The organism is Marinobacter sp. 2_MG-2023, from assembly GCF_030546935.1.
Lineage (GTDB): Bacteria > Pseudomonadota > Gammaproteobacteria > Pseudomonadales > Oleiphilaceae > Marinobacter.
On the sequence record NZ_JAUOPH010000002.1, the window covers coordinates 490355 to 516415 of the forward strand.

General features: G+C 53.7%; 26 protein-coding genes and 1 riboswitch. Of the genes, 7 read left to right on the forward strand and 19 right to left on the reverse strand.

Going from position 1 to position 26061, the window contains the following annotated elements; translation table 11 throughout:
* The 6 genes from Q4501_RS06040 to Q4501_RS06065 all read right to left on the reverse strand — a co-directional run bounded on the left by Q4501_RS06040 (window position 1) and on the right by Q4501_RS06065 (window position 3860).
* Window positions 1–465 carry an Imm26 family immunity protein gene (locus Q4501_RS06040; RefSeq protein ID WP_303595071.1) on the reverse strand — a complete coding sequence of 155 codons (465 nt, stop codon included), beginning with the start codon at window positions 463–465 and terminating at the stop codon, window positions 1–3.
* A 90-nt stretch (window positions 466–555) separates the two neighbouring features.
* Window positions 556–1179, reverse strand: a complete 624-nt coding sequence (locus Q4501_RS06045; protein ID WP_303595073.1) for a hypothetical protein — start codon at window positions 1177–1179, stop codon at window positions 556–558.
* 41 nt (window positions 1180–1220) lie between these two features.
* Window positions 1221–1643, reverse strand: a complete 423-nt coding sequence (locus tag Q4501_RS06050; RefSeq protein WP_303595075.1) for a hypothetical protein — start codon at window positions 1641–1643, stop codon at window positions 1221–1223.
* A gap of 108 nt (window positions 1644–1751) precedes the next feature.
* Complete coding sequence (locus tag Q4501_RS06055; protein WP_303595076.1) at window positions 1752–2204, reverse strand: hypothetical protein; 453 nt, start codon at window positions 2202–2204, stop codon at window positions 1752–1754.
* Window positions 2205–2234: 30 nt separating this feature from the next.
* Window positions 2235–3101, reverse strand: a complete 867-nt coding sequence (locus tag Q4501_RS06060; RefSeq protein WP_303595078.1) for a hypothetical protein — start codon at window positions 3099–3101, stop codon at window positions 2235–2237.
* A 93-nt stretch (window positions 3102–3194) separates the two neighbouring features.
* Window positions 3195–3860 (reverse strand): FMN-binding negative transcriptional regulator, encoded by a 666-nt coding sequence (locus Q4501_RS06065; RefSeq protein ID WP_303595080.1) that lies wholly within the window; start codon window positions 3858–3860, stop codon window positions 3195–3197.
* Window positions 3861–4449: 589 nt separating this feature from the next.
* Between Q4501_RS06065 and Q4501_RS06070 the strand changes: the two genes are divergently transcribed.
* Together Q4501_RS06070 and Q4501_RS06075 are read left to right on the forward strand one after the other, a co-directional pair.
* Complete coding sequence (locus tag Q4501_RS06070) at window positions 4450–4641, forward strand: phage integrase N-terminal SAM-like domain-containing protein (protein WP_303595082.1); 192 nt, start codon at window positions 4450–4452, stop codon at window positions 4639–4641.
* A gap of 205 nt (window positions 4642–4846) precedes the next feature.
* Window positions 4847–5449 (forward strand): cysteine hydrolase family protein, encoded by a 603-nt coding sequence (locus Q4501_RS06075; RefSeq protein WP_303595084.1) that lies wholly within the window; start codon window positions 4847–4849, stop codon window positions 5447–5449.
* A gap of 40 nt (window positions 5450–5489) precedes the next feature.
* On the opposite strand, the gene Q4501_RS06080 is transcribed toward Q4501_RS06075, so the two are convergent.
* The gene (locus Q4501_RS06080; protein WP_303595086.1) at window positions 5490–6548 is read right to left on the reverse strand and encodes a ribonucleotide-diphosphate reductase subunit beta; all 1059 of its coding nucleotides are present in this window, start codon (window positions 6546–6548) and stop codon (window positions 5490–5492) included.
* A 28-nt stretch (window positions 6549–6576) separates the two neighbouring features.
* Window positions 6577–9345 carry a ribonucleoside-diphosphate reductase subunit alpha gene (locus Q4501_RS06085; protein WP_303595088.1) on the reverse strand — a complete coding sequence of 923 codons (2769 nt, stop codon included), beginning with the start codon at window positions 9343–9345 and terminating at the stop codon, window positions 6577–6579.
* A gap of 138 nt (window positions 9346–9483) precedes the next feature.
* A riboswitch (cobalamin riboswitch) is annotated at window positions 9484–9680 on the reverse strand.
* Window positions 9681–9761: 81 nt separating this feature from the next.
* Between Q4501_RS06085 and Q4501_RS06090 the strand changes: the two genes are divergently transcribed.
* Window positions 9762–10499, forward strand: a complete 738-nt coding sequence (locus Q4501_RS06090) for a DUF3047 domain-containing protein (RefSeq protein WP_303595090.1) — start codon at window positions 9762–9764, stop codon at window positions 10497–10499.
* A 15-nt stretch (window positions 10500–10514) separates the two neighbouring features.
* On the opposite strand, the gene Q4501_RS06095 is transcribed toward Q4501_RS06090, so the two are convergent.
* From Q4501_RS06095 to Q4501_RS06140, 10 genes are all read right to left on the reverse strand, one after another.
* Complete coding sequence (locus Q4501_RS06095; RefSeq protein ID WP_303595092.1) at window positions 10515–11342, reverse strand: ABC transporter substrate-binding protein; 828 nt, start codon at window positions 11340–11342, stop codon at window positions 10515–10517.
* 102 nt (window positions 11343–11444) lie between these two features.
* Window positions 11445–12950: a sodium/proton antiporter NhaB gene (gene nhaB / locus Q4501_RS06100; RefSeq protein WP_303595093.1), complete on the reverse strand. Its 1506-nt coding sequence runs from the start codon at window positions 12948–12950 to the stop codon at window positions 11445–11447.
* Between the two features lie 149 nt (window positions 12951–13099).
* Entirely contained in the window at window positions 13100–14062 is a 963-nt protein-coding gene (locus tag Q4501_RS06105; RefSeq protein ID WP_303595095.1) for a biotin-dependent carboxyltransferase family protein, read from the reverse strand.
* Entirely contained in the window at window positions 14059–14772 is a 714-nt protein-coding gene (locus Q4501_RS06110) for an allophanate hydrolase subunit 1 (RefSeq protein ID WP_303595097.1), read from the reverse strand. The genes Q4501_RS06105 and Q4501_RS06110 overlap by 4 nt, the downstream gene beginning before the upstream one ends.
* Window positions 14769–16136, reverse strand: a complete 1368-nt coding sequence (locus tag Q4501_RS06115; RefSeq protein WP_303595099.1) for an amidase — start codon at window positions 16134–16136, stop codon at window positions 14769–14771. Before Q4501_RS06115 ends, Q4501_RS06110 begins: the two co-directional genes overlap by 4 nt.
* A gap of 82 nt (window positions 16137–16218) precedes the next feature.
* On the reverse strand, window positions 16219–16980 hold the full coding sequence (locus Q4501_RS06120) for a metal ABC transporter permease (RefSeq protein ID WP_303595101.1): 762 nt from the start codon (window positions 16978–16980) through the stop codon (window positions 16219–16221).
* A complete protein-coding gene (locus tag Q4501_RS06125; protein ID WP_303595103.1) occupies window positions 16967–17890 on the reverse strand; it encodes a metal ABC transporter solute-binding protein, Zn/Mn family in 924 nt (307 codons plus the stop codon). Before Q4501_RS06125 ends, Q4501_RS06120 begins: the two co-directional genes overlap by 14 nt.
* A gap of 1 nt (window position 17891) precedes the next feature.
* Window positions 17892–19004 (reverse strand): hypothetical protein, encoded by a 1113-nt coding sequence (locus Q4501_RS06130; protein ID WP_303595105.1) that lies wholly within the window; start codon window positions 19002–19004, stop codon window positions 17892–17894.
* A 68-nt stretch (window positions 19005–19072) separates the two neighbouring features.
* Window positions 19073–20389: a hypothetical protein gene (locus Q4501_RS06135; RefSeq protein ID WP_303595107.1), complete on the reverse strand. Its 1317-nt coding sequence runs from the start codon at window positions 20387–20389 to the stop codon at window positions 19073–19075.
* A 278-nt stretch (window positions 20390–20667) separates the two neighbouring features.
* Complete coding sequence (locus Q4501_RS06140) at window positions 20668–21066, reverse strand: hypothetical protein (RefSeq protein WP_303595109.1); 399 nt, start codon at window positions 21064–21066, stop codon at window positions 20668–20670.
* Between the two features lie 155 nt (window positions 21067–21221).
* Between Q4501_RS06140 and nrtS the strand changes: the two genes are divergently transcribed.
* A complete protein-coding gene (nrtS, locus tag Q4501_RS06145) occupies window positions 21222–21527 on the forward strand; it encodes a nitrate/nitrite transporter NrtS (RefSeq protein ID WP_303595111.1) in 306 nt (101 codons plus the stop codon).
* Window positions 21528–21588: 61 nt separating this feature from the next.
* On the opposite strand, the gene zigA is transcribed toward nrtS, so the two are convergent.
* A complete protein-coding gene (zigA, locus tag Q4501_RS06150) occupies window positions 21589–22791 on the reverse strand; it encodes a zinc metallochaperone GTPase ZigA (RefSeq protein ID WP_303595477.1) in 1203 nt (400 codons plus the stop codon).
* A 137-nt stretch (window positions 22792–22928) separates the two neighbouring features.
* Here zigA and Q4501_RS06155 point away from each other — a divergent pair, with 137 nt between their 5' ends.
* The 3 genes from Q4501_RS06155 (at window position 22929) to Q4501_RS06165 (ending at window position 26028) form a co-directional block, all read left to right on the forward strand.
* Window positions 22929–23564 (forward strand): DUF1826 domain-containing protein, encoded by a 636-nt coding sequence (locus Q4501_RS06155; protein WP_303595113.1) that lies wholly within the window; start codon window positions 22929–22931, stop codon window positions 23562–23564.
* A 250-nt stretch (window positions 23565–23814) separates the two neighbouring features.
* Window positions 23815–25026, forward strand: coding sequence for an alginate export family protein (locus Q4501_RS06160; RefSeq protein WP_303595115.1), 1212 nt, complete (start codon window positions 23815–23817; stop codon window positions 25024–25026).
* 198 nt (window positions 25027–25224) lie between these two features.
* Entirely contained in the window at window positions 25225–26028 is an 804-nt protein-coding gene (locus Q4501_RS06165) for an ABC transporter ATP-binding protein (RefSeq protein WP_303595117.1), read from the forward strand.
* Window positions 26029–26061 lie beyond the last annotated feature (33 nt).

The window sequence follows — 26061 nt, forward strand, 5'->3', positions numbered from 1 at the left end:
TTAGGCCTTGTTCTCTGCTCTTAATGATTCTTCCCACTGACATACTGCACCTTCCTTATGTGCTTTCAGTCTGTCTTCGACATGATCTTTTCGCCAAACTGCAGCGCACTCCAGACCGACACATTCCTCTCTCGTGGAGGGTATATCGTTGGTACAGTCTACGTAGTGATAAAACTTCTTCGAGATAATATCGTGTCGGTAGAACTTGGCGTCAGGTATTGATAGCTCTTTGAGCGGCACATCTCCGATAACAGGCCAACCGTTCTTGCCAATCGCTGAATTCATTACCCAAAGCTGAAAAGCCACCTCGCTAAATAATTTTGGCGTTATTTCAGGACGTTCCGTAAATGTAGCCTCAGTAAATGCAACTAAAGGCTCCTCGATAACTACGCCATATGAAAATGAACCGTCATCAAGCTCAATTTCAACAACATTTCCCGATTTCCATTTTTTTCGACGAGGCATAGTCTTCCTTGGGCATAACGCTTGCAGCATGCGCGCCTACGGAATGGAGCCGAAGGCGCAATGTAGTAGGCGTCGCCGTGCCTGCACTGGTTAGCAGTCTTTCTCAAGAATTACTAACGGCGATGACACCCATTCTTCAAAAGAACTTTTTGCAGAAAAAACTCTGAGCAAAGCACGAACAGGGATATTTACTTGATTAACCACCGACCCCTGAAGTTCAGGAAAAGCATCTAAACCAGTCGTGAAATAATCGGGCGACGTGATCAGTGCAAATTTCGATTCGCCACTTTTAACCAGGAAGAACTTCTCTTCAGCGACAAACTCCTCCTGTGATTCTGGTGGCGGAGAGCCATCAGAGCCAAATTTAAAATGGTGAGTGCGCCTTTTAACCTTGACGCTACCTATCGTCAATAAGCCATCCACCCAACACACTGACGATCTGGCACCAATCTGATGAGAGTCCTGCTGAAATGGCTTGATCTGATCCAACTTCTGGATGACTTCAAAAAGCATTTTGAGCGTTGATATTGAATACGACTTACTCTCCGCCGAGCTTGCGCCGGCGTTTAGAAGCGGGACTTTAATGCCTGCATTAAGCCCCTCGGTACGAGTTATCAGCGTTTCAGGTGATGCCCCAGTGGCGGCCTCAAAGTATGAAGAAATATACTCGCGGTCGAGATAGATCAACCTGTCATTTAATTCGATGAGAGTCATTCATATCCCTATACTGCTAACGTTGAACGAAGCGGCGCGTCCTACGCGTCCGTCTTCCGTGACTTGTTAAACGTTCCATTTTTCCACTTCCCTATCAACCCGTATCCAGCAAGCAAAACACCCAAAACCAAAATAATCCCTACAAAAGCAAAGAATCGATCATCGCCATTAGCTTGGCTTACTATTGGGTCGCCTCCGCGAATCGAAAGCTCCCCTGACAGCAGAGCAAATCCGGCTATGAAGATAAGTACCGCTCCTCCAGAGAGGCTCTTGCTGTATTCGCCAAGGCGTTTGTCTTTTCGCTGTGCTTCTATGAACTCGTCTCTCTCCTTTCCCTCATAGTTTTGGGCTTCAGTAAGTACCTCTTCATGCTCGGCTTTCGTGACCCGAGAGATCCAAAAGGGAGCCGCAAGGAAAACTCCAATAAATCCAAGTGGGATGAGCAGTATTAACAGAAATTCCACGAATACTTCCTTGTGACGTTTAACGCTGAGCGAAGCGGCGGCCCGTCAGGGACGTCCGGCTTACGCGTTTTGTTGTACCTTTGAATAGGCGGAGTCCTAGGCCCAGCGCTAATTTTCCTTACTCTGGTTGCGTTTAACCGCGTTTACGGCCCGAATAAATTGGTATCGGACGTCAAGAACCTGATGGTGAATCTCAGTAGCGCGATCGGCGATGCGCTTCATCTCAAGAGTTGCGTCCGCCATCTGAGTCTCGTTCTCCAATTCACCAATCGTGAATAGTAGCGACTGGTGAGCAACCTTGTTTCGTTCCTTTGTGATCTCCCGCAACTGTTGATGCAGCAGGGAATCTTCATTGATCTTTTCAAATGCTTTGACGAGAGGGCCGAGCGGAAGTTTGCTTATGTCGCTAGACTTGTACTTAATTGGGAAGTGCTGCGACACCTGAATACGAGCTATTTCAATTGCTGACAAGAGACACCCCTTCAAAGTTTCTTCGATGAACTGGCATTTTTCCAATGCTCGGCTCAACTCATCTTTGTAGGCTCTCTCATGCTCCGTCATCTACTTCCCTTCCTTTGTGGGTACAACGCCTCAATCAGCCGCCGCTTTAGCGGTCGGCTGGATTGCATTGTTAAGGGTGGACTCCATGACTGGCACAGAAGCCTTCCCTTCTTCTTCAGCAAAGCTCTTGGCTTTCTCAATAGCGATAATACCAAAGACTAAAATTATGATCAGAGATAATGTAACAGGAATGATGTAGCCAAGCACTTTTGAAAACTTTTCAAACCTTCCTGATATGAATTTTTTCTTAAACCACTGCATTCCCTCTGTCAGAAATGCAAATATAAACATTATTGCAAGAAAGCCAAATATATATATAGCTACCTTGCCAACACCAAAAAATAAATTTTCTTTCGTCAAAATTTCTCTATCACCGAAATTATTAACTCCTTCTATGTTTCCAACTATTCTTGGAGAGCTTTTTTCATCACCTAAATAGGTTATTTGAACCTTAAATCCGTCATTTTTCTCCAATATTCCAAATCCAAGTAAGACCTCGCTTCCTTCTTTAATTTTTGGTTTATCAGTGTTTACAATATCTTTCCTTGTTACAGATGATACAAATGCATCAATCACTTCCACATTCTCTGGATACTTCAAGGAAATGTCTTTCAGAATATTGCTCCGTCTAATCGACAAACTTCCTTTATTCCAAAAGGCAATCTCGTTTACATAAACCTTTTTGCTGATTTCTCGTCCATCACTCTTTCTTACTAGAACAAAACCTTGAGAAACTAGCTCTTTTTGTGAGAAGAATATGGGGAAGTTACTTTCTTCAATGAAATATGGTTCTCGAGACTGCTGAGATAAAGTGTAGAAATAGTAAGATAGGAATATACCCAGCACACCTACAAGAAGCCCTAGGATTCCAACCCAGTTTCTCTTTATGAACTCCATCAATAATATTTCTCCTAAACTCTTAACGCCGAAGCGCACCGGCGACTTTGACGCAGCGAAGCGGAGACAAAGGCATCCGAGTGCCGCGCCTTGTTAGCTGATAAATGCAGACATTGCCGCTTCACTCGCAGAACCACCCGCAAGGCCTGTTTTTACGCCAGTTCGATTTCGTTCCGGGTGATTTTGGCTTGCTTTCACTTGTCCGGTGAGATTTTCGATTCGAATTTCAATACCGACAATAGCTTTTACCAAGCGACTGGTGAACTCGGAGGGAGCATCATCTACCGCCCATGGATTCTCTCTGCCGGACTCGTGAAGATCTGTTAACTGCTGAAGGTGTTCTTTCAGCCAAACGTAATCCTGAAAAATTGAACCTTTGCCCTGCGCGTGAACCGCAAGATAGTTCCATGTTGGAACAACCCGCCCTGTCTCGGCTTTCGTTTCATACCAAGACGGTGACACGTAAGCATCCGGCCCCTGAAAAATCGCAAGAACCGAAGCGCCGTTTTCAATCCGTTGCCAAACAGGATTTACACGTGCCACATGGCACCTCAGTGTGCCAAGCGGATATTTTTCGCTAGTACTGAAATGGAATGGGAGGTGGTTTGCGTCGATGCCATCACTGTCAGCGATCACCAGTACACCGAAACTATAGTCTTTAATATACTGCTGAAGCTTTTCTTGGTTGTCTTCTCTAAAACTACTAGGAACTAGCATTTTTAAATCTCGCTTGGCAGATTTCGATACAGCTAACGCCATGGCTTTGCGGCGCACCGAAGCGCCAGCGCAGGGGCGTCCGGCAACAGCCACTTGTTATGCATTTTGAACTTGTCGCCTCGATTCGCGAAGGAATCGGTGAAAACGAACTCGCCTTTGTAGTCTGCGGTGATCGTAATACATATTAGTTAACGGCACCCCATAACCAATTACCACCGTCGCTATTTTGACGTATGGCCAGGTGGTATTGGCAAAGAATTGATCGATACCCCAAACGAACAACCAAATCACGCTGACTGATATTGCCATGACAGTGAACAGGTTTTTCAACAATGTGGCTTTCCAGATTGCACCTGATCGTATCGAATCCTGAAATACTCTTCGCAGAAACTTGGTCATGGGTTCCTATGCATAACAGCAACTAGACCGCGTTCCGCGATATTGCAAAAAAGTGCGTTCTCGATAATGCCACTTTTTCATATCCACGCCACGCCTCTAGTCTCAATTTTAACAACAGGTTAGCCCAGTTTCGGCTGCCCCACCACGTAATCGCTTGACTTCTCGTTTTCGTGAAACCAATAATACTGTACAAATAAACAGTATTTAAGAACACTAACAAAGGTTCGCCAACATGGACGGCATACAACCTCAACCGCGCCTTCGGGATCAGGTTCGCGCAGTCATTCGGGTTAATCGCTACAGCATTCGTACGGAAAAATCCTATTGGTACTGGATCTGTTTTTATATCCGCTTTCATCAGATGAAGCATCCCAAGGATATGGGACCAAAGGGTTTGTCTGTGGTGCGCAGGCAGCTGGGTTAATGGTTTCAAACTTCACTGGATCCAGAACTTAAGTACTGATACCCGAGTTGCAGGCAATTCACCCGTTATGTCGATTCGTTTGCGACCAACGGCCCGGTAACGTACATGTATCCAGGCCTCTTTGGCTGGGCTCCTGGAGTCCGTTATTCATAGCAACCCCATTACCCTGAGGGTTTGGTTGGTTGCCAACTGTGAAGGATACATCATGAGTGATCTGACAACTCTGCGGGACATCGTAGGCCTGGGCAATGCCGCCAGCCCGATCAGTGATTCTGCTCTGGTCATTATCGATGCCCAGAATACCTATCGTGAAGGCCTGATGAAGCTTGATGGCGTGGAGCCTGCGCTGGAGGAATGCAAAGCGTTGCTGGAGCGCTTTCGCGCCGCCGGGCGTCCGGTTTTTCATATTCAACATGATGCAGGCGCGGGCTCACCCTATGATCTGAATGCCCCTGTCGGCCAGATTGCCGATGTGGTGGCCCCGGAGGCAGGCGAGCCGGTTATCACCAAGAACTACCCCAATTCCTTTGCTCAGACAGATCTGGATGCTCAGCTGAAGCTAGCCGGTATCAAAAACCTTATTCTGGTCGGGTTCATGTCTCACATGTGTGTGAATTCCACTGCGCGTGGTGCTTTCACACTAGGCTACAACCCGACAGTTGTTGCCTCCGCCACGGCCACTCGCTCTTTGCCATCGAGAGCCTCCGGTAAAACCGTGCCATCGGAACAGGTACAGGAAGCCGCCCTGGCAGCACTGTCGGACTTGCCATCTGCCGTGGTTCCTTCCCCGGCAGATGTTCCTGACTAACTGGATTATTCCGGCGGGTAAACTGGCCGGCGGTGCAGTCTCACCACTCCAGCTGCGCCCCGGTCTGGTACTCGATTACCCGTGTCTCAAAAAAGTTCTTTTCCTTCCGCATGGTGGCTTGTTCGTCCAGCCAGGGTGAGACGTTTTTCGCACCCGGGAAGGGTTCTTCCAGGCCTACGGTACGGGCTCTTCGGTTAGCCACGAAACGGAACTGTTCTATGTGGTATTCCGCCGAGTAACCCAGAATGGGATCACGCAGGATGTAGTTGGCGTAGTCGCTTTCGGCAGCTTCGGATTCGTCCCACATGTCGCGTACGGCTTTGGGGTCGAAGCTGATGTTTTCCTCTTCCAGAATCTGGTTCACTACTTTCAGGCCGAAAGAGAAGTGCATGGCTTCGTCGCGGAGGATGTACTGAAACTGTTCACCGGTGCCGCGCATCAGGCCTCGGCGTTGCAGAGCGAAGATGGGGCTGAAGCCGTTGTAGAACCAGCAGCCTTCAAACACCGCTGCAAAAAACAGGTAAGACATGATGAATTCCTGCAGGTCGTCCTTGTTGCGCAGGTTCAGGTCGGAGCGCATGGCGGCGTCCAGCCGGCGGTTGGCCATCTGGATTTTTGCGTTGATTTGCGGCACCACGCGGTAGCGGTTATAGATTTCGCTCTGGTCCAGGTTGAGGGTTTCAATGCAGTGCTGGTAGGTCCAGGTATGCAGCGCTTCCTCGTATACCTGGCGTGCCTGGTAAATCTGTAGTTCTGGCGCCGTCATTTTCTCCATTACCGCCAGGCCGATGTTACGCATGGCCAGTATGTCGGAGGTGGTCAGGTAGGCCACCACGTTTTCGAATACATGCTTTTCCGCCGGGCTCAGGCGGTGGTGGTAGTCGTGGACGTCCTGCGCCATGTTCACGTCCAGCGGGGTCCAGTGGTTTTTGTTGGCGTTCATGAAGAACTCCCAGGCCCAGGGGTACTTGAAGGGGGCCAGCTGGTTTACGTCGGTTTCGCCGTTGATCACGCGCTTATCATCAACGTTTACCGGCGCCACGCTGCTGTTCGCAGCGGGCCGGCTTTGTGGTTTGGTTTCGTCGTCCCAATTCAGCATTATTTTGCCTCCCAAGATGAGTAAGTGGTTACTGACATGCTTCGCAGTCGGGTTCATCAATGCTGCATACCTGGGGTTGCGGGGCGGCAACAGGGGCAGACTGTTCGTTCACTCCGGTGGCACCCAGCGAGCGCAGGTAGTAGGTGGTTTTCAGGCCACGCTCCCACGCCAACTGGTAGAGCTCATCCAGTTTTTTACCACTGGGCTCGGCCATGTAGAGGTTCAAACTCTGGGCCTGATCCAGCCATTTCTGGCGGCGGGAGGCGGCTTCAACCAGCCAGCGGGCGTCAATTTCGAATGCCGTGGCGTATCGCGCTTTTAGTTCGGTGGGTATGCGCTCGATTTGCTGTACGCTGCCGTCGAAGTATTTCAGGTCGTTCACCATCACGTTGTCCCACAGGCCTTCGGCCTTGAGGTCACGCACCAGTGAAGGGTTCACCACGGTAAACTCGCCAGACAGGTTCGATTTCACGAACAGATTCTGATACGCCGGCTCAATGGATTGGGACACACCCACAATGTTGGAAATGGTGGCGGTGGGCGCAATGGCCATCACGTTGCTGTTGCGCATGCCGTGCTTGGCGATGAGATCCCGCACCGGAGCCCAGTCGAGGCGGCTTTCGGTGTTTACGCTGATATCGCCTTCCCGGCGGGCATTTTTCAACAGTTCAATGGAATCGATGGGCAGTACGCCCTGGCTCCACAACGAACCTTCATAACTTTCGTAAGCGCCGCGTTCGGCCGCCAGTTGGGCGGAGGCACGGATCGCGAAGTAGCTCAGCTGTTCCATGGCCACGTCTGCAAACTCCACGGCCTGCGGGCTGGTGTACGGCAATCGCAGCTCGTAAAGCGCATCCTGGAAGCCCATCAGGCCCAGGCCAACCGGGCGGTGTTTGAGGTTGGAGTTACGCGCCTGGGGTACGGCGTAGAAGTTAATGTCGATAACGTTATCGAGCATGCGCACGGCGGTGTTTACGGTGCGCTCCAGGCGCTGCACATCCAGTTCACCGTTGGTGATGTGAGCCGCCAGGTTTACAGAACCCAGATTGCACACGGCAATTTCTTCTGCGCTAGTGTTCAGGGTGATCTCGGTACACAGGTTAGAGCTGTGTACCACGCCTTTGTGCTGCTGCGGCGAGCGCAGGTTGCAGGGGTCTTTGAAGGTGATCCAGGGGTGGCCGGTTTCAAACAGAACGGTCAGCATTTTGCGCCACAGCTGTTTGGCCGGAATGGTTTTGAACAGCTCGATCTTGCCTTCAGCAGCCAGCGCTTCGTAGTGTTCGTAGCGCTCGCGGAATGCGTTGCCGTAGAGATCATGCAGATCCGGCACGTCGCTGGGGCTGAACAGGGTCCACTCCCGATCCTGGCGCATGCGTTCAATCAACAAGTCCGGCACCCAGTTGGCGGTGTTCATATCGTGGGTACGGCGGCGTTCATCACCGGTGTTTTTGCGCAGCTCCAGGAATTCTTCGATGTCCAGGTGCCAGCTTTCCAGATAGGCACACACCGCGCCTTTGCGCTTGCCACCCTGGTTCACGGCTACGGCGGTATCGTTTACCACTTTTAAAAATGGCACTACGCCCTGGCTCTGGCCGTTGGTACCTTTGATGCGGGAGCCCAGTGCACGCACGGGCGTCCAGTCGTTGCCCAATCCGCCAGCCCATTTGGACAGCAAAGCGTTGTCACGTATGGAGCCATAGATGCCTTCCAGGTCGTCACCCACGGTCGTCAGGTAGCAGGATGACAGCTGGGAATGGCGGGTACCGCTGTTGAACAGCGTAGGCGTAGAGGCCATGTAATCGAAGGACGACAACAGGTTATAGAATTCAATGGCGCGACCATTGGGGTCATCTTCGCGCAGCGCCAGGCCCATGGCCACTCGCATGAAAAATACCTGCGGCAACTCCAGGCGATCTTTTTTCCAGTGCAGGAAGTAACGGTCATAGAGGGTTTGCAGGCCGAGGAAGCCGAACTGCTGATCACGCTCAGGCTTCAGAGCAGCGCCCAGTCGCTCCATATCGTAAGCGGCCATAGCCTCATCAAGCAGTTCGTAGCGAATACCGGCACTGATGAAGGTGCTTAGCGCCTGTGGATACACTTCTGCCAGGGTGAGGCTGGTGTCGAGCTTCAGCGCGGTGACGCTTTCAAGGCGAAGCTGTTCCAGCAGCAGGCGTGCGGTAACGGCGCTGTAGTCCGGCTCTCGTTCAATGCGGCCACGGGCAGTCATCACCAGTGCGGTCAGGACTTCAGCCTCGTCAATGCCGTTGTAAAGGTTACGAATGGCATCTTCCACCAGGGATTCGCCATCAATGCCGTCAAGCCCGAACGCGGCGTTCTCTACCTGCTGTTTCATCAGGCCCATATCCAGCGCTACAGTGCGGCCATCCGCCTGTTTTACGGTGAGCGTAGGGTGAGCTTCTACCGGCTCATGCAGGGCGCGTTCGCGGGCGTGTTCTTCCCGGTACAGAACGTAGGCACGGGCGACTTTTTGTTCTTCAGCACGCATCAGGGCCAGCTCTACCTGGTCCTGTATGTCTTCAATGTGCACTCTGCCACCGGCTTTCAGGCGACGGCTAATGGCCTGCACAACCTGCTCGGTTACCCGGTGAACAGCATCGTTAATCCGGGCTGAGCCCGCTGCCTGGTCGCCTTCAACAGCAAGAAAGGCCTTAGTAACGGCTACACTGATTTTGGAGGGGGTAAAGCTGACCAGGTTGCCGTTGCGTTTGATAACCTGCAGGGTTTCTGTGTCAGATGAGGATGCGGGCCGGGCTTCGGCGAAAGCTGTCGCAGACATGCGATTTTCTCCTGAATACGCGTAAGTTCCGAAACCTTCGCGTACGCAGGACAAACCAGCACCAGCCAGGAATGGCTGCAAGAGTGCCGTGTTCGTTGCTGCTCACCTTATAGGGCCAGATGCAGGCGCCTGAGTCGCGAAGGTACAGTCTTCCCTGGCAGGTCTTCGGACTCAGGGGCATGAACCTGCTGGTTCTGCCTTGCGTGACGACTTCCCGGCTTTCGCCAGTGTCTTTATGCCACGCTCGTTCCCCAATACCGCTGCGCGTCAGTTCCGGATTCTCACCGGATTCCCGATACCATATCTGGTATCAAGCCAAGGATTTGGGCACTATATACAGTATAAGCACCGGCTACAAGGCACTTTTTTTCAATTCGCCGGTCTCTCACCAACACATTGCAACCCGAGACATCCCCATGGGCAACACTCCCCGCTCTGCACTCTGGCTCCTTCTGGCGGTGGCCGGCCTGTTTTCTTCGCACCTGCTGGCACAGGAACCTTTACTACCGGCATTCTCGAAAATGACATCACTGGCTGATGGCTGGGAACCGCTGGAATTTCCCAACATAGAGCAACACTCCACCTATGAACTGGTCAGTGATGGCGACACCCTAGTGGTTAAAGCGCAAACCTCAGGCGGTGCGTCCGGGCTGATCACGCGGCTCAATTTAAACGCCGAGGGCTCCCTGAAACTAAGCTGGCGCTGGAAAGTGTCCAATGTGTTTGATAAAGGCGATGCCCGGGAGAAGTCCGGCGACGACTACCCTGCCCGTATTTACGTCGCCTTCGAATTCCAGCCTGGCAAAGCGGGCTTTTTCGAACGGGCAAAACGGAAGACCGTCGAGGTGCTGTTTGGCGAGGAACTACCCGGCAATGCCCTGAATTATATTTGGGCAAACACGCTGCCTGAGGGCGAATTTATTCCCAACTCCTATACCGACAAAACCGTGATGGTGGCTGTCAGTTCCGGCAGCGAGCAGGCGGGTGAGTGGGTAAGCATCGAGCGGGATATTGTTGCGGACTACCGCGAGGCCTTCGGGGAGAACCCGCCGCCAATTCGGGGCATCGCTATTATGTCGGATTCCGACAATACGGGTGAGCTGGCCACAGCCTGGTACGGCGATATCGTGCTCGCCCCGGCCAACGGGAACTGACGCGTTTTTATGGCGTTATAACTCCGGAAAACCGGGAATAACATAATCGGAGTAGAAATCCTGATAGGACGGCGCCTCACCACGGCTGACGAGCCGCAAATAGGCATCATCGAGCTCGTCCCGGAGGACCGCTGCTCTGGGACTTACCAGAGAATAGAGCCAGGCCGCATAGCGTGATCGAAGTTCCACCCCCCGGATCATGCTGTCTTCAGGGTGGGTAAGAATTTCCTGCACCGGCTCCCGGTAATCCAACACGTAATCGCCGCGTTTGAGCTTGAGCATTTCGAGGGCAGCGCGATTGTTCGGAGCTTCGGAAAGCTGTATTCGCTCAGACCTTTCGAGCCATGAAATCAGACCGCCATAGGTGTAGCCACCGATCACGATAAGGGTCTTTCCTTCAAGCTGGTCAAAATGCGTTAACGGCTCTGAACCCTCAAGGTACCAGGCGTTCAATTGCACCGGATAGACATTGACCCAGCTTTCAAGAACTTCTCCCTGAACGCCCGGGATATTGGAGAGACCAGGCCAGAGATCCACCAGCCCCCTTTTCAGATACAGGTAGATCCGGCTGACCGGGAGATAGATAAAATCGGCCTCGTAACCGGCTTCCTCAACAACTTTCCGGGTGAGCTCGATAAAATAACCTGCCGGCTCACCCTGATCATTCTGGTATTCAATGGGAGGAAATTCTGTGTAGGCAATACGGAGCCTGTTTGAGGCCGTATCGGCCCACACAGGGCTTGCCGTAACGGCAATGGCCAGGCATATAAACATAATGGCCAACCTGGCTGGCGCGACCGCTACCGAGGCAGGAGGGAAAATCAGGTTCCAGAATCTGCTCATAACACCGGCATGCTTAAGATACGATTTATTGTAATGCTTACGCAGAGCGTAGCAGACTCAACCGGAAAGGCTACGGCGCACTCATCAAAACAACGAATGCGATCAAATGTGAAAGCTGACCATATACAAACCCACGCCGCCCATTACCAGAGTATACGGGAAGGCCATGACTACCATCCTGCCATAGGACAGCCGCACCAGCGGTGCGATGGCGGAGGTCAGCAGAAACAGGAAGGCCGCTTGCCCATTAGGCGTTGCTACGCTGGGCAGGTTGGTTCCGGTGTTTATGGCAACGGCCAGAGACTGGAAATGCTCAAAGCTGATACTGCCAGCGTCCAGTGCCTGTTTAACCTCGCTGATATACACCGTGGCTACAAATACGTTGTCGCTGATCATTGATAAGAGGCCATTGGCAATAAAAAACATGCCCGGTTGCTGGCTTTCCGGAAGTGATAACACATAGTCGATAACAGGCTTGAACAGGTGCTGTTCGTGAATCACCGCCACCACAGCAAAAAACACCACCAACAGGGAAGTAAAAGGCAGCGACTCCTGAAAGGCTTTACCTATCTGGTGTTCGCCGGTAACGCCGGTAAACGATGTGATCAGAATGATGACCAGCAGGCCAATGAGGCCCACTTCGGCAAGATGCAGGGCCAGACCCACCACTAATATCATCGCCGCAAACGCTTGCACCCAAAGCGCAGCCTCGTCTGCCTTGGTGCGCTTGGCGCGCTCATTGTTGGCAAATTCCTCAAGTACTCGCCGGACCGGCCTGGGCAGCCTGCCGCCATAACCAAACCAGCGCATTTTTTCGAGCACCCAACAGGTTACCAACCCGGCGGCCAGCACCGGCAGGCTCACGGGCGCCATATGCAGGAAAAAGCCGACAAAGTCCCAGCCAACCACCTTCGCGATAAGCAGGTTCTGAGGTTCGCCGACCATGGTCGCAACACCACCGAGAGCGGTACCTATGGCGCCGTGCATCAGCAGGCTGCGCAAAAACGCGCGGAAGTTTTCCAGATCCTCCCGGTGCAGTTCAACAACATCGTCGTCACTGTCTGCATTATGATCGCTGCTCTGATAACCCTTGCCCGAAGCAACCTTGTGGTAAACGGAGAAAAAACCAACAGCAACGCTGATGATAACGGCGGTTACCGTAAGCGCATCAAGAAACGCTGAAAGCACCGCAGCGGCACTGCAGAACAAGAGCGACAGAGCGGATTTCGAGCGCACGCCCACAAGAATCTGGGTGAAGGCAAGCAGCAGCAAATCCTGCATGAAATAGATACCCGCCACCATGAACATCAGCAACAGGATAACCGGGAAATTGGTCAGCACTTCCAGATACACAGCATCCGGCGTCGTCAGCCCAATAAGCAAGGCCTCAATGGCCAGCAAACCGCCGGGCAGAAGCGGGTAACACTTCAAAGCCATCGCTAGAGTAAAAATGAACTCGGCTATCAGAAGCCAGCCTGCGGTAACCGGCCCCAACACATACATCACGATGGGATTGGCGATCAGGAAAAGCACAATAATCTGCTTGTACCAGACGGGAGCCTTGCCAAGAAAGTTGCTGGTAAAGGCAGAAAACAGTGTCGTTGGCATTGCGGGTTTCTTCTGGGTTAGCGAGCGAAAACAGTATGTGATAACACAGCAGTATCTTCCTTGATATTTCTGTGTCAGTTAATCCGACAAAGATACAGGATAGACCGGTTCTTTAGTACTGTCAGAAAGAAGGGGGTTAACACCACTTATCAACGGGGAGCCGTGTTAAAAAGGGCTCTGAACGACCGATATTGTTCAAGCGCAGCCCCACTCCCTTTAGCTACCAGCCTTACGCGCTCTCTCGGTAAACACTGAGCCAGTCGCGCTGCAGAAAGCGGTGAAAGTGAACCAAGCCGGGGGTAACCACCGATGGTCTGGCGATCATTGAGCAGCACAATCGGCTGGCCATCAGGCGGCACCTGCACACCACCGAGATTAATGCCTTCGGAAACCAGGGTACTGATTTTGCAATTCAACCTGGGGCCTGTAAGGCGCACACCCATGCGGTCGGCGCGGTCATCAACCTGCCACCAGGTGTTGAATGCGTCGAACAGACTGCGGCCGGTGAAGTGCGCAATCTGCGCGCCCGGCAAGAGATCCAGTACCGCTGGCTGGCTGAAATCCGGTATGGCGTCGCAAGGAACCTGCACCGGGCCTTCGCCAGCCTGCAAGCCCCGGCTGTATACGGACAACTGATCGCCCGCCGCAAGTTTGGTGCCCTTGCCGCAGAAGCCACCAAGTTCTTCCCGGGTTACCGAAGCCACACTCCCCAATACCGGTTCTGCTACAAAGCCCCCATATACTGCAAGGTACGCCCGAAGTCCGCTTATCGGGGCTGCAAAGGCCAGGGTCTCGCCTTCTTTCCAGCTTATCCGTTGCCAGAGCGGGACAGGTTTCTGATCCAGAGTTGCGCCCAGATCGGCGCCTGTAATAGTAATTTCCAGATCTCGCCCGGCCACCAGTTGCAGGCCCCCGAAGGTAATCTCCAGGTTGGCCGTACCCCAGGGGTTGCCGGTAAGGTGGTTGGCCCAGGCCCAGGAATAAAGGTCCGCCGGGCCACCCTGTGTGACGCCAAGATGCCGGACACCAAACCTCCCGCTGTCCTGTAGCAAAGCAAGGGGCCCGGCACGCAATACTTTAATGCAGGGTTCAGAGTTGCCTGGAGTGCTCATGCCAGCGGCTCCATGGGCGTGGTATCCCCACCCTCACGCTCGAATGCTTCACGACTTACCGGCACAAACCGTACCTGATCGCCCACACGCAAAAGGCTAAAGCCCTCGCGGTTACGGTCAAATAAACTGGCACTGGTACGCCCCAGCAAATTCCAGCCCCCCGGTGTTGCCGTGGGGTACGCAGCGGTCTGGCGACCAGCCATAGCGACACTGCCTGGCGGCACCTTCTTGCGAGGTGTACCAAGCCTGGCGCATTCAAGTCGCGGATCGGTTAACCCCATAAAAGCAAATCCTGGGGCAAATCCCAGGGCAAAAACCCGATATACCTGCTGGCTGTGGGCATCGATTACATCGTTGACCGCTATACCCGCCTGCTCCGCTACCCTCGTTAATTCAGGGCCTACACTCGTGTCGTACCAGGTCGGAAGTTCGTGTATCTCCCCGGCATGGCGGCTGTCCTCAGGTTCCAGATCCGCGAGTATCCGGTAAATCGTTGCCCGGGCCTCACAGGGCGATACCATCAAGGGGTCAAACACAACCAGAAGGGTGGTGTAGGACGGCACCAGATCAATCAGCGCATCACCGAACGCCTGCTCACACCGGCGCGACAGCGCAGACAACCAGGGCAGGTTGTGCTCGTCGATCGTGTCGAAGAGTCTTATGATCCAGCCATCGAGGCCGGCAGATTCGAGCACCGGCTTCTGATTCATGGTGTAAGCGCCTTCTCCATTGCCTGGGCGATACCCAGCACACTTCTGTCTGAACCATTTCGACCGACCAGCATGAGGCCAGTGGGTAGGTCACCGTGCTGATAATTCGGGAGGGTAATCGCGCACAAATCGAGCAGGTTCGCCACGGTGGTGTTGCGCAGAACAAGCAGGTTCAGCCGCGCATAGTCCGCGTCGTCTTCCAGCTCCGCCAACAACGGTGGCTCAATGGCTACGGTCGGTGCAAGTAGCCCGTCGTAGGCGCCAAGCCACTCTTCTGCCTGCGCTTTTCGCTCAGCCCGCACCTGTTGTAAGTCCAGATAATCAGCCGCGCTGAAGCCGGCGCCCCGCTCCATTCGCCGGCGTATCTGGGGGTCGTAATCCTCTCCGTGTTGCTGCAGCCAGTGTCGGTGAACGTGATAGCTTTCAACCGCTGTAAGCCCTCCACCCTGCAAGAGCTCAGGCAAGGTATCCAGCACCGGCACTGGCGCTTCCACAATCCTGGCACCGCACTCACGCAACTTGCCGAGGCTTCGGGCAAACGCTTCGGCAACCCCCGGAGACAGTTCGTCCAGCATGTAATTGGCCGGAACCACAAAGCTGCGACCGCGCAAATCGACCGGCACCCGCTTTTGCCAACGCTCACCGGCCATAACCGCATCCAGGCGATCACAACAGTCAACGCTGCGAGCAATGGGGCCAATCGAATCGAGACTCTGGGACAAACGGAAAACACCCTCTCGGGGTATGCGCTGCTGGGAGGGCTTGAAGCCGACAAGGCCGCAGAACGCGGCCGGTATGCGAACGGACCCTCCGGTATCACTACCAATCGCCGCAACGGCCATGCCCTGGGCCACTGCAGCAGCAGCCCCGGATGAAGAACCGCCGCAGATCCGGCCCGGCGCCAGCGGGTTGTCGGGGGTGCCATAGTGAGGGTTTAGCCCAAGCCCGGAGTAAGCAAACTCGGTCATGTTGGTATGGCCGGTAATAACCGCCCCGGCGCGCCGCAGACGGGAAACAACCAGGGCATCACTCTGCGCCCGCTGAACCCACCATTTTGACCCCGAGTGCGTTACCTCTCCAGCAACATCGAGCAGCACTTTGAGTGCTATGGGCAGCCCGGCAAGATCCCCCATAGGAACCCCGCCTTGCTGCAAGGCATCAATGGCGGCGGCTTCGGCTTTTGCTGTGCGGTCGAAGCGGGCCGTATAGACCTGATTGGCAGGGTCATCACGCTGGCTAATGTTGTCCAGACACAATTCGAGTAGCTGGCCGGAAGACCACTTGTTCTGATGTATTCCATCAAGCAACGACGACAATGTCGCCTTTGACAGATCCACCGTATCCACGCCAAGCGTCTGACTCATTTCACCACCGATAACGTCGTAGTAGGACAAAACTCTTGGTTTTTCAGCTTATTAAACAATAACCCGACTGGATATAGCCGGGTTATTGAGTATAGCGCCTATTACCTGAAACAACAGGCCATAGGCACGCTACCAAAAGCGTTGCTACAACGATAGCCGGCCCTACCGGCACATCCCAGATCACCGAACAGGCAATTGCCAGCAGATGGCCGACGATCGCACACAAAGAAGCCACAACCGGCGTCTTTTTGTGGAGAGTTCCTACAATAAGCGGGGTGATAATGAGAGTCGCAAACACCACGTAAATGCCCGCCAAAGCCACCGCGTAGGTTACAGCAATGGCGAAAACGGGTATGAACGCTGCGCCAGAAAGCCAGCCGGGGGCCCAGTATCCAAGAGCCCAGACCAGCAACGCCATAACCGCTGTCGCGATCACCAGCTCCTGGTTCGCCCACAACAAATCCCCGGAAGCCGCACGCTGCAAAACCTGGGCCCCATGGGGATCGTTGCTGACCAGTAATACCGCCAGGCTGGCGCCCAAGACATAGAGGATGCCTATCCCTGCCTCTTTTGCTTCACCAAGATGGCGGAGAATAAGCTGTACTGTAAGGGCCGCCAGCAACGCAAACGCCAGGCTTGTGACAGACGCGCCCGCCAGATCTTGGCTCAGCACGAAATAAGTCCCTGTCGCTCCTGCAAGGGTTCCCAGCGATGCCCATTGCGCGATAGCAAGATCTGCAAAGATCACACCTCGCGCAATCACCTGATACCCCAATGGCACCAACAAAAAGCATAGCAGTACGCTGCCTAAGGTGGGCAATAGCATCCACTCATAGGCGGCCACCAGAAGCCTCCTGCACCGTCTCCTCGAGTGTATCCACGATCATTGAAATCAGCTCGGCCAGAGTCTGCGTTTCGCCAGAGTCGGTCACGGTGCCCGGCACCACAAGAACCGGCTTTTGAATCTGGCTTGCCAACCAGTTAGCGGGCTGAGGGTCTTGATGACTGGCGATCAGGATCCCATCCACATCTTTCAGCCCCGGCTCTGCCAGCAGCTGGCTCAGGTGGCTCGCACTGGGCGGCAACCCGGGTTTGGGCTCCAGCTCAAACCTTGAATCCATACCCAGCCAATTCAGGAGGTAAGTAAAGCTGGTGTGCTGAATAACAATAGAATGCCCCTGCAACGCCTCCGCTTTCTGCCGCCACTCGGCACGATGCTGGCTCCAGCGGCCGCGCCATCGTATGTACCGTGCGAGAATATCTCCTGAGGCTTCCGGCCTTAGCTGCCCAAGGCGGTGCGCGAGCGCATCTGCAATAGCCGGAAGCTGATCCGGCGACAGATGCACATGAGGGTTACCCTCCGGATGCACATCACCCATGCTGCGATCCACATGGTCGTGGGGCGCGTGCAGTTGTGCATGCTCCGCCGCATAGAACAAACCCGGGCGCCCTGGCTGAACTGCGGAATTTGATGCCCGCTGCAGAAGCGTAGGCAGCCACCCTGCCTCAAGCGAAGCGCCGGTACAAACCGCAATATCGGCACGTCGCATGGCGGCGATCAGGCTTGGCCTGGCCTCAATGTAGTGAGGATCCTGCAAATAGCTGGTGGCCGTTGTTATCCTTGCATCCGGCAAGAATTCCCTTACCAGAGATGCCCATTCGGGCTCACACGCAAACACCTGAAAGTCTGCCCGGGCTGGCAAAGACACCAGGCCAAGCAGGAGGGTAATAACGAACCATCGGGTATAACTCATATCAGAACCCATGTGCGCCGTGAGCACCCAGCGACATCACGTACTGCACCACAATGGTGTTATCCGCTTCGCTGAAGCCGGTTTCAGACTGATGGGTGTATTGCAGCCGGAGTGTAGAAAAATGCGACCGTGACCAGGCCAGCATCACATCGGTTTCCTGCAGGCTCTGGCTGTGGAAATGATCGCCGTGGGGGGCACGGAGATCCACTTCACCGTAGCGAACACCGGCTGACCACTGCGGTGCAAACTGATAAACACCTGAAACATACCAGCCTTCGTGGTAGTCGTCAGAGGTGGCGTATTCGTTCAAATCATCGGCGTAGAGGTATTCGCCGCTAAGGGTGATCTGCTGTTCCCTGGCGTTGCCATTCGGCGACCATTTCCAGACCGCATCAGCGATGTATAGGTTCTCTCCAGTGTATGACGCACCATGGCTATGGTCATGATCGTCTTCTTCGCCGTGCTCGTGCTCTTCTTCAGTTTCACCGGCTCCAATATTGCGGTTGTTCAGATAAGACAACCCCATCTGCCAACTCTGAGACACCGACAGGTCTCCGCCAACACGCGTATTCAGCGTATAAACGCCGATGCTTTCGTCACCTTCTGACAGTTGATCGCCTTCGAAAGCCTCCGCACCCACCTGCCAGAAGAAAGGCGTTGGCAAAAGGGCGTTCACGCGCAAACCTGTGTCGTAATAATGGCTTCCCAGAAGAGCCCGGTAAACAGCGGGGCGCTCTACAAAGTCATCTTCATGCATGTGCCGACTGTTCAGATACCCCACCTGGGACAGGAAGCGACCACCACGGACACCCAGCCCGGCAGGCAGGCCGTTGGTCTGCAGATACGCTTCCTCTATCAGTATTTCACCTTCGCCATCGTGCTCTTCAAAGACGGTCGTTAATCGGCCAGAGAACATGTCGTCAATCGGCGCAGACAGGGAAAGTTCCGTATGGCCCAGGCCAAAGCCTTTCTCGCGGTGCGAGAGCGCCGTATCGTTCTGTTTGTAATACCCGTCCAGGGTCACGCTCACATCGGGGTTTAATTCATTTGCAGCGGCGCCGCTCGCCAGCACAATCAAAGGAATCGCAGCAAAAGGTACAACACGGTTAAACATGGGAACTCCAGCATTAAAACAGCAGTACAGACCAGCAAACACTGGCCGGTACTGCCGGAAAGAAAGGATTAGTGAGAGTGTTCTTCGTCGTCGTGGTCGTGGCCGGCTTCTGCCAGACCCACCCAGGCGATACCCGAAGCGTTGAAACCAAGATCGATAGTCCGGACGGTTTCGCCGTGATCAGTATCAATCTCAATAACGGACTGACCATCAGGCGTCAGTACAAACATGCGATCCTGAGCGGATGAGAGTGCGATAGAGGGTGAACCATCATCTTCTCCCGGAGCATCCATCACCTGAACCCTGCCGATCAACGCCCAATCATTGGATGGAGCAAACAATTGCAAGCCACCGTCATCACCCAGCACGTAGAACACTTCCCCATGGGTAGTGAAGCCTTGAACCAGCGGCCCAACTCCGTCACCAAGTTCCAGCTCCAGGTACACCTGTGATTCCGATTCCGGGTCGATCACGAACATCTGATCACCGGCAAGGCCAACCAGTTCTTCAACATCGTGGTTGCCCAGCAGGGTTCCGATACGCTCACCCTCAACAAGGCTTGCAGGGTTCGCCAGTTTGATGGTCGGGTAGCCCGCCTCATGCAGGTCGATTACCAGCACACCATCACTGCACCCAAACCCGAGGCTGTGTGCGCCTACTGCAGCGCCATGGAGAGCGGGGCAAGTCTCGCTGTAACGCTCTTCGAACTCGAAGCTGCCGCCATCCAGGTGGTAGCGCTCAACCATGGTCGGCAGCGTGGTGCCCGTAATAGAACTGTCCCGGTAGGTCACAAACAAATGGCCGTCGGCCATCATGGCAACGCCGTGCATGTTGGTTTCCAGGTCCAGGCTGGTGAGGGTACTGTTGCTTCCCAGAGTTTCGTCAGAAAAAACCGTCACTTTGGAGCTGGAGGCTTCACCGCCGTCGAAGAAAACAACACCGTAAGAATCACCAACCGTATAGTGCGTGGGTTTGTGATCATTCAGCGTTAGCGACAACAGGCTCGGGGTCTCTGCATAGTCGTGCATGTGATCGCCGTGATCTTCGGTATAAAGCCCACTGTCAACGAAGGACACCAGGTCATCGCCTCTCTGGGTGGCCACCACGTAGCGATTTCCGGGAGAGGCGTACAACGCAGGAACCTCACCGGTCATCTCAAAGGACGACAACACGTCGCCGCTATCAAGGTCCAATATCTTCAGTGCCGACGGCTCGCCCGTGTCGAACAGCGCCAACCGGCCAGCGGTATCGATATCCGTATCGGTGTGTGCGTCATCCGAGCTGCTACTGCTGCCTCCGCAGGCCGACAAAAACATGGCTGAGGCTAACAAAACCGACGTTTTAAGCGGCGTTATTGAGAAAGGGGCAAGTTTTTTAACGTGCACTATGAGGCTCTCCAGTTGATGTTATAACATTTCATTTAAAGCCCTGAAAAATACAATCCAGAGGTCAAGGCCCAGCTAATTTCAATAAATGTTATGTTATAACATTGTAATTGTAAACCAGAGACATACGTCAACTGCATTCTCCAACCTGGGCCTTGGGCACAGGTTCTGGCCGCATTTCATGTTTGAGAAAAAGGATATTGCGGAAGCTGATGCGAAAAAGCCTCCTGCTTTATTGGGCGTTGCAGGAGGCTTTTATCAACAAATCTCAATATCGATCAACGCGCGGATCTGGAGAGCGTCAGCGTATCGTAATCCCGCAGCAGAAACAGGGCGATGCAGGCCGCCAGCATCGGCCAGGCCGCAAAGAACAGAAGGTTATCAAAAGGCTGGAGGTACTTACCGAAGGCTGACAAAGTGGAGACCGAATGGAAGGCCAGAATAATGCCATAAGTCCAGGTTTTCAGTAGGCCCGCCAAAAACGCAAGGATCAGTATGAGCTGGGCCACTCCGATAATGTAAAAGACAATCTCACCAAGGCCTTCGAGACCATAGAACGCCCCAAAGACCTTGGCAGCATTTTCAGGATGAATGAGTTTTTCTAGAGTCCAGAACAGGAACACGGTAAATATACCGAGTCTTAGCAACAGTAGAGCAAGGGGTAACTGTTTGGGCATTCGTTTTTCCTTCTTTGGTTTTTGAACGATCGCTCAAATGACACAAAGTCTTCATAATAGTTCCGGAATGAACACTACAGAGCGCTGTAACAAACGGAGTGATGCAGGTGTTTTGAGGCAATAACTTATTCAGATCGCCACGACAGGAGTGTGCAGTGTCCACGGAAGTCATTTTTACTCGCCGTTACCGTAAAGCCTGCGAGCTGGCAATGAGCCACGGCACGCCCTGGCGCGCTGCAAAGTTGGCAGCCGTGGTGGGTACGCTTCTGGTGCTGATTAATCAATGGGGAGCGGTAACCGGTCCAGTGCCCATAGACTGGTTAAAAGTATTGCTGACCTATTGCGTGCCCTATCTGGTGTCAACCTACACCAGCGTTAGCAAGGATCTATACCTGCTTGGGGAAACGGAAGCCGCCGAACTGACGGCTCATCATGAAGCCCAGAAGATCCGAGGGCAATAAGGCACGAGTTATCTCTCAATCCGGCTATGTGCGGCAGGGGTTATCAGCTCTCTGCTGCATGTCATACTGGCTGTTCCCAGGCCGGGAAAGGATCATTCAGCGTCTGCCAGAACGATTTGCCGGCCAAAAGCTGCTCTTCATCCAGAAGACACTCATCCAACTGACCGGTGATCGTGGCCTGATCCAGATTCTGGCCAATGAAGACTAACTCCTGACGCATATCGCCGAAAGGCTCTACCCAGGTTTCCATGATTGACTCGCGATACTCTGGATCCTCGGGCCAGGACTTCTCTGGCACGGCTTTCCAGAACATCCCGGCGAACCCGTGCCGGGCAATACCACCGGCCTGGCTCCAATGACCCGCAAACTCCGGACGCGTGGCCAGCCAGAAATAGCCTTTGGAACGAATGAGCTTGCCACCGGAAACCGGCTGGTGCAGGAACTCATAGAACTTTGCAGGGTGAAAGGGGCGGCGGGCGCGGTACACAAAGCTGGAAATGCCGTACTCCTCGGTTTCCGGAATGTGTTCGCCGCGCATTTCTTTCAGCCAGCCTGGCGCCTGCTGAGCGCGTTCAAAACTGAATCTGTTGGTATTCAGCACCTTATCAAGTGGTACGGCGCCTTTTTCTATGGGAAGTATTTCTGCTTCTGAATTGAGGCTGCGGAGCACGCCCTTGAGCCGATCGAGGTCGCTTTGGGAGACCAGGTCTGTTTTGCTGACCAGCAGGATGTCGCTGAATTCAATCTGATCGACAAGCAGGTCTGCCACGCTGCGCTCATCTTCTTCGCCCAGGCTTTCTCCGGTTTCCTGCAAAGATTGTGCTTCGTCAAAATCCTTCAGGAAATTAACTGCGTCCACCACAGTAACCATGGTGTCGAGCCTGGCAATATCAGACAGGCTCACGCCGTCTTCATCAGCGAAAGTAAAGGTTTCTGCTACCGGTAAAGGTTCCGAGATGCCGGTAGATTCGATGACCAGGCAGTCGAAACGACCCTCTGCAGCGAGTTTGCGCACTTCGATCAACAAGTCTTCTCTCAGGGTGCAGCAGATACAGCCATTACTCATCTCAACGAGTTTTTCTTCTGACCGGTTCAAGGTGACTTCCTGTTGAACCTGAGCGGCATCGATGTTGACTTCGCTCATGTCGTTGACGATCACAGCAACCCGCTTTCCCTCCCGATTATTAAGGATATGGTTCAGCACCGTGGTTTTGCCCGCGCCTAAAAATCCGGACAGTACGGTCACGGGAAGGCGGGTATCCAGATGATCCATGCACAATCTCCCTGGTAGTTAGGTTCGGTGTCTGCACATTGCTTTACAGTAGATATGTTATAACATAACATTTGCTGGTGAAAAGTGATACGCATTTTGCGAGACGTGAGCCTCAGGAGCACTCAACGATGTCTGGAGAAAACAAGGGCCTTTCCCTACCGATAGCGGTACACGGCGGTAAGCCCGAGTGCCTGACTGAAATATTCAGAGACGAGGTTAATCTCGCTGTTTGGGAGCGCCCGCTCTCCGGTGAAAGCATCAGCTTTGCTCATCACTTTTCAAGAGAAGCCGGCACTTTCGAGCGTTTTGTCGGTATTAACGCAGGCGACCACCTGGAGCAGATCCTGCCTGCCTGGGCCCAGGAATTGGCGGGCGCCAAAGCCTGGTTGGCAGATGTAAATGAGATGGTGGAGATGTTCGGCTGCCTGTTCGAGCCTGCCGCTATTGGCGTCCGGTTGCACGTGCTCCCGGATACCATGTGCCCCCGTTTCCACACCGACAAGGTGCCGGTACGTTTATTGGTGACCTATGCCGGCAGGGGGACTGAGTGGTTGCCCGAGAATCAGGTAAAACGGGGAAATCCGTCTGGCCCCCTCCCCGATCAGGCAGTCAGCGCTGAGGATATCCAGGTTATGCCAACCGGTGCAGTATCCCTTCTCAAGGGGGAGTCCTGGATAGGCAATGAAGGCCAGGGCCTTGTCCATCGCTCCCCGGAACCGGGTGCCCACCCCCGCCTTGTATTGGGTCTTGATTGGCTTTCCTGATACCCGAAAGCCAGCACGCAAAACCCGATACTCCACCCGCACGCAACCTCATACCCTCGTCTGAGTTAGCTAATGGCAGACTCACAGCTGACATTGTACGACATTGACCACATCTGAATGCTGCCACAAACCTCGCCACAACCCCCCAGCTGATTGTTTTATATCCATTAATTTCTGATGGCACACATACTGCTCTGAACCATATCGATAGCCCTGCCCAGAAAACCTCATCAAAACTATGGAGTTAACCATGAAAGAACGATCGATATGGATCTCAGCCGGTATGCTCGGCGCACTGATTATTGCTACACCTGCCCTGGCAGAAGATCAAACACTCTACGCCGCACTGTCCCAGGGTGAAGTATCAGGGAACGTACGCCTGCGGTACGAGTCGGTGGATCAGGACAACACGCTTGAAGACGCTGACGCTCTGACCGTCCGCACCCGTTTGGGCTATACCACCGGTAACTACAAGGGCATTACCGGTGTTCTGGAATTTGAAGATTCCCGAAATGTATTGGGGGTGGACGATTACAACAATACCCTGGGTAAAAATCCGAATTATTCGATCATCCCCGACCCGGAAACCACGGAAGTCGACCAGGCTTACCTACAGTACAGCGGCTACAACCTCAGGGCGCGCGGCGGGCGGCAGGTCATCACCTATGACAACCAACGCCACGTCGGTCATGTCGGCTGGCGCCAGGATCGACAGACGTTCGATGCTGTGCGCCTGACCTATACACCAAGCACCGCACTGAGCCTGGACTATGCCTTCATTAACCAACGCAACCGCATCTTCGCCGAAGCCGGCGACCTGCCTTCAAACGATCATTTGCTGAATCTGGGCTATCAGACCGGCTTCGGCAAACTTTCGGCCTACGCGTATCTTTTAGAAATTGATGACGGCACGGACAACGGTCTGGATACCATGGGCTTGCGCTACGCGGGCGATTACAAAATGGAATCAATGAAGTTTGTCTACGCAGCCGAATACGCCACTCAGGAAGCGGAGACGGGCTCCAGTAAGTTTGATACCGACTATTACAGCCTCAAGGCAGGCCTTGGCGTTAGCGGCATCACCATCGCCATGGCCTATGAAGTACTCGGATCTGATGATGGTAACTATGGCTTCGCCACGCCTCTGGCCACACTGCATGTATTCAACGGTTGGTCTGACCAGTTTCTGGCGACGCCCGCGAATGGCCTGGAAGACATCTCACTGACGGTTGCAGGCGGCCTGGCAGGGGGTAAATGGGCCATCGAGTATCACGACTTCAGCGCTGACGAATCCACCCCCGGCGTAAACGATCTCGGCGACGAATTCGGTGTGAGCTACACCCGCAGTTTCGCCAAGCATTATACGGCAGGTATCAAGTACGCAATGTACTCTGCCGGAGACAGCGCGGCAGGCAAAGTGGACACAAACAAGCTCTGGCTGACGCTCAGCGCTGCGCTCTGACCTTTTATCCTAAACGATTCTGCCCCAGAGCCGGGCAATGGCAAGTGACAGTTGCCATTGTCCGACATTGGCAACCCACGAAAACCGCTCAGATTTTCGCCTGAATTCGCTCAACTCATTGATTAATAAATACTTCACATTGGTGGCACACATGCTGCTTCGAACCATACCCATATTCGTATGAACCGGAGTAAAGACATGGGCGCATCACTATCTATTGACTACGTTACCCATCAGTTCTCACCTTCAGCCGCACCAACACTGAAAGATATCGATACCCGGATCGAACCGGGCGAAATGGTCGCGCTTATAGGCCGCAGTGGCTGTGGTAAATCCACGTTGTTGCACATGATGGCCGGGCTTTTGATTCCCTCCCAAGGTTGCATCCGCATTAACTCCCGCCAGATCAGCAAGCCAAGCGCTAAATGGAACATGATGTTTCAGAAAGCCTCTCTCTATCCCTGGATGAGCGTTAAAGAAAATGCGGCCCTTGGGCTCATGTTTGCAGGCCTGTCAAAAGCTGAGGCGGTGGAAAAAGTCGACCCCCTGTTAGATATGCTTGGTCTTCACGATAAAAAAGATGTGAACGTTCAAAGCCTGTCCGGCGGCCAGCAGCAGCGAGTTGCGCTGGCCAGATCCCTGGCAACCGACCCGGATATTCTCCTGCTTGATGAGCCTTTTTCTGCGCTTGATGCCTTTACCCGCACCGCTTTGCAGGAAGAGGTACCGGCCATCTGCCGGGAGCGGGGCATAACCATGATCATTGTGACCCACGACATAGATGAGGCCGTAGCCATGGCCGACCGCGTTCTTATCATGTCGCAGAATCCGGGGCGCATCGTCGAAGAGCTCGAAGTAGACCTGCCATGGCCACGGCGCCATATGGATAACGGTTTTCAAACCCGCCGGGAAGAGCTTATGAACCGCTTCAAAGGCACGGATAACGGCCTTCAGGGCCGCCAGCAGCATACCGCCACCGATCAATCTGAATCAGCAGCTTAACTACTTAGCAGCGCTACGAAAAAGGAACCTGAC

Coding starts and splice junctions, on each gene's coding strand:
- Q4501_RS06040 (WP_303595071.1), bottom strand. CDS start 465: ATGCCTCGTCGAAAAAAATGGAAATCGGGAAATGTTGTTGAAATTGAG.
- Q4501_RS06045 (WP_303595073.1), bottom strand. CDS start 1,179: ATGACTCTCATCGAATTAAATGACAGGTTGATCTATCTCGACCGCGAG.
- Q4501_RS06055 (WP_303595076.1), bottom strand. CDS start 2,204: ATGACGGAGCATGAGAGAGCCTACAAAGATGAGTTGAGCCGAGCATTG.
- Q4501_RS06060 (WP_303595078.1), bottom strand. CDS start 3,101: ATGGAGTTCATAAAGAGAAACTGGGTTGGAATCCTAGGGCTTCTTGTA.
- Q4501_RS06065 (WP_303595080.1), bottom strand. CDS start 3,860: ATGGCGTTAGCTGTATCGAAATCTGCCAAGCGAGATTTAAAAATGCTA.
- Q4501_RS06070 (WP_303595082.1), top strand. CDS start 4,450: ATGGACGGCATACAACCTCAACCGCGCCTTCGGGATCAGGTTCGCGCA.
- Q4501_RS06075 (WP_303595084.1), top strand. CDS start 4,847: ATGAGTGATCTGACAACTCTGCGGGACATCGTAGGCCTGGGCAATGCC.
- Q4501_RS06080 (WP_303595086.1), bottom strand. CDS start 6,548: ATGCTGAATTGGGACGACGAAACCAAACCACAAAGCCGGCCCGCTGCG.
- Q4501_RS06085 (WP_303595088.1), bottom strand. CDS start 9,345: ATGTCTGCGACAGCTTTCGCCGAAGCCCGGCCCGCATCCTCATCTGAC.
- Q4501_RS06090 (WP_303595090.1), top strand. CDS start 9,762: ATGGGCAACACTCCCCGCTCTGCACTCTGGCTCCTTCTGGCGGTGGCC.
- Q4501_RS06095 (WP_303595092.1), bottom strand. CDS start 11,342: ATGAGCAGATTCTGGAACCTGATTTTCCCTCCTGCCTCGGTAGCGGTC.
- nhaB (WP_303595093.1), bottom strand. CDS start 12,950: ATGCCAACGACACTGTTTTCTGCCTTTACCAGCAACTTTCTTGGCAAG.
- Q4501_RS06105 (WP_303595095.1), bottom strand. CDS start 14,062: ATGAGCACTCCAGGCAACTCTGAACCCTGCATTAAAGTATTGCGTGCC.
- Q4501_RS06110 (WP_303595097.1), bottom strand. CDS start 14,772: ATGAATCAGAAGCCGGTGCTCGAATCTGCCGGCCTCGATGGCTGGATC.
- Q4501_RS06115 (WP_303595099.1), bottom strand. CDS start 16,136: ATGAGTCAGACGCTTGGCGTGGATACGGTGGATCTGTCAAAGGCGACA.
- Q4501_RS06125 (WP_303595103.1), bottom strand. CDS start 17,890: ATGAGTTATACCCGATGGTTCGTTATTACCCTCCTGCTTGGCCTGGTG.
- Q4501_RS06130 (WP_303595105.1), bottom strand. CDS start 19,004: ATGTTTAACCGTGTTGTACCTTTTGCTGCGATTCCTTTGATTGTGCTG.
- Q4501_RS06140 (WP_303595109.1), bottom strand. CDS start 21,066: ATGCCCAAACAGTTACCCCTTGCTCTACTGTTGCTAAGACTCGGTATA.
- Q4501_RS06155 (WP_303595113.1), top strand. CDS start 22,929: ATGTCTGGAGAAAACAAGGGCCTTTCCCTACCGATAGCGGTACACGGC.
- Q4501_RS06160 (WP_303595115.1), top strand. CDS start 23,815: ATGAAAGAACGATCGATATGGATCTCAGCCGGTATGCTCGGCGCACTG.
- Q4501_RS06165 (WP_303595117.1), top strand. CDS start 25,225: ATGGGCGCATCACTATCTATTGACTACGTTACCCATCAGTTCTCACCT.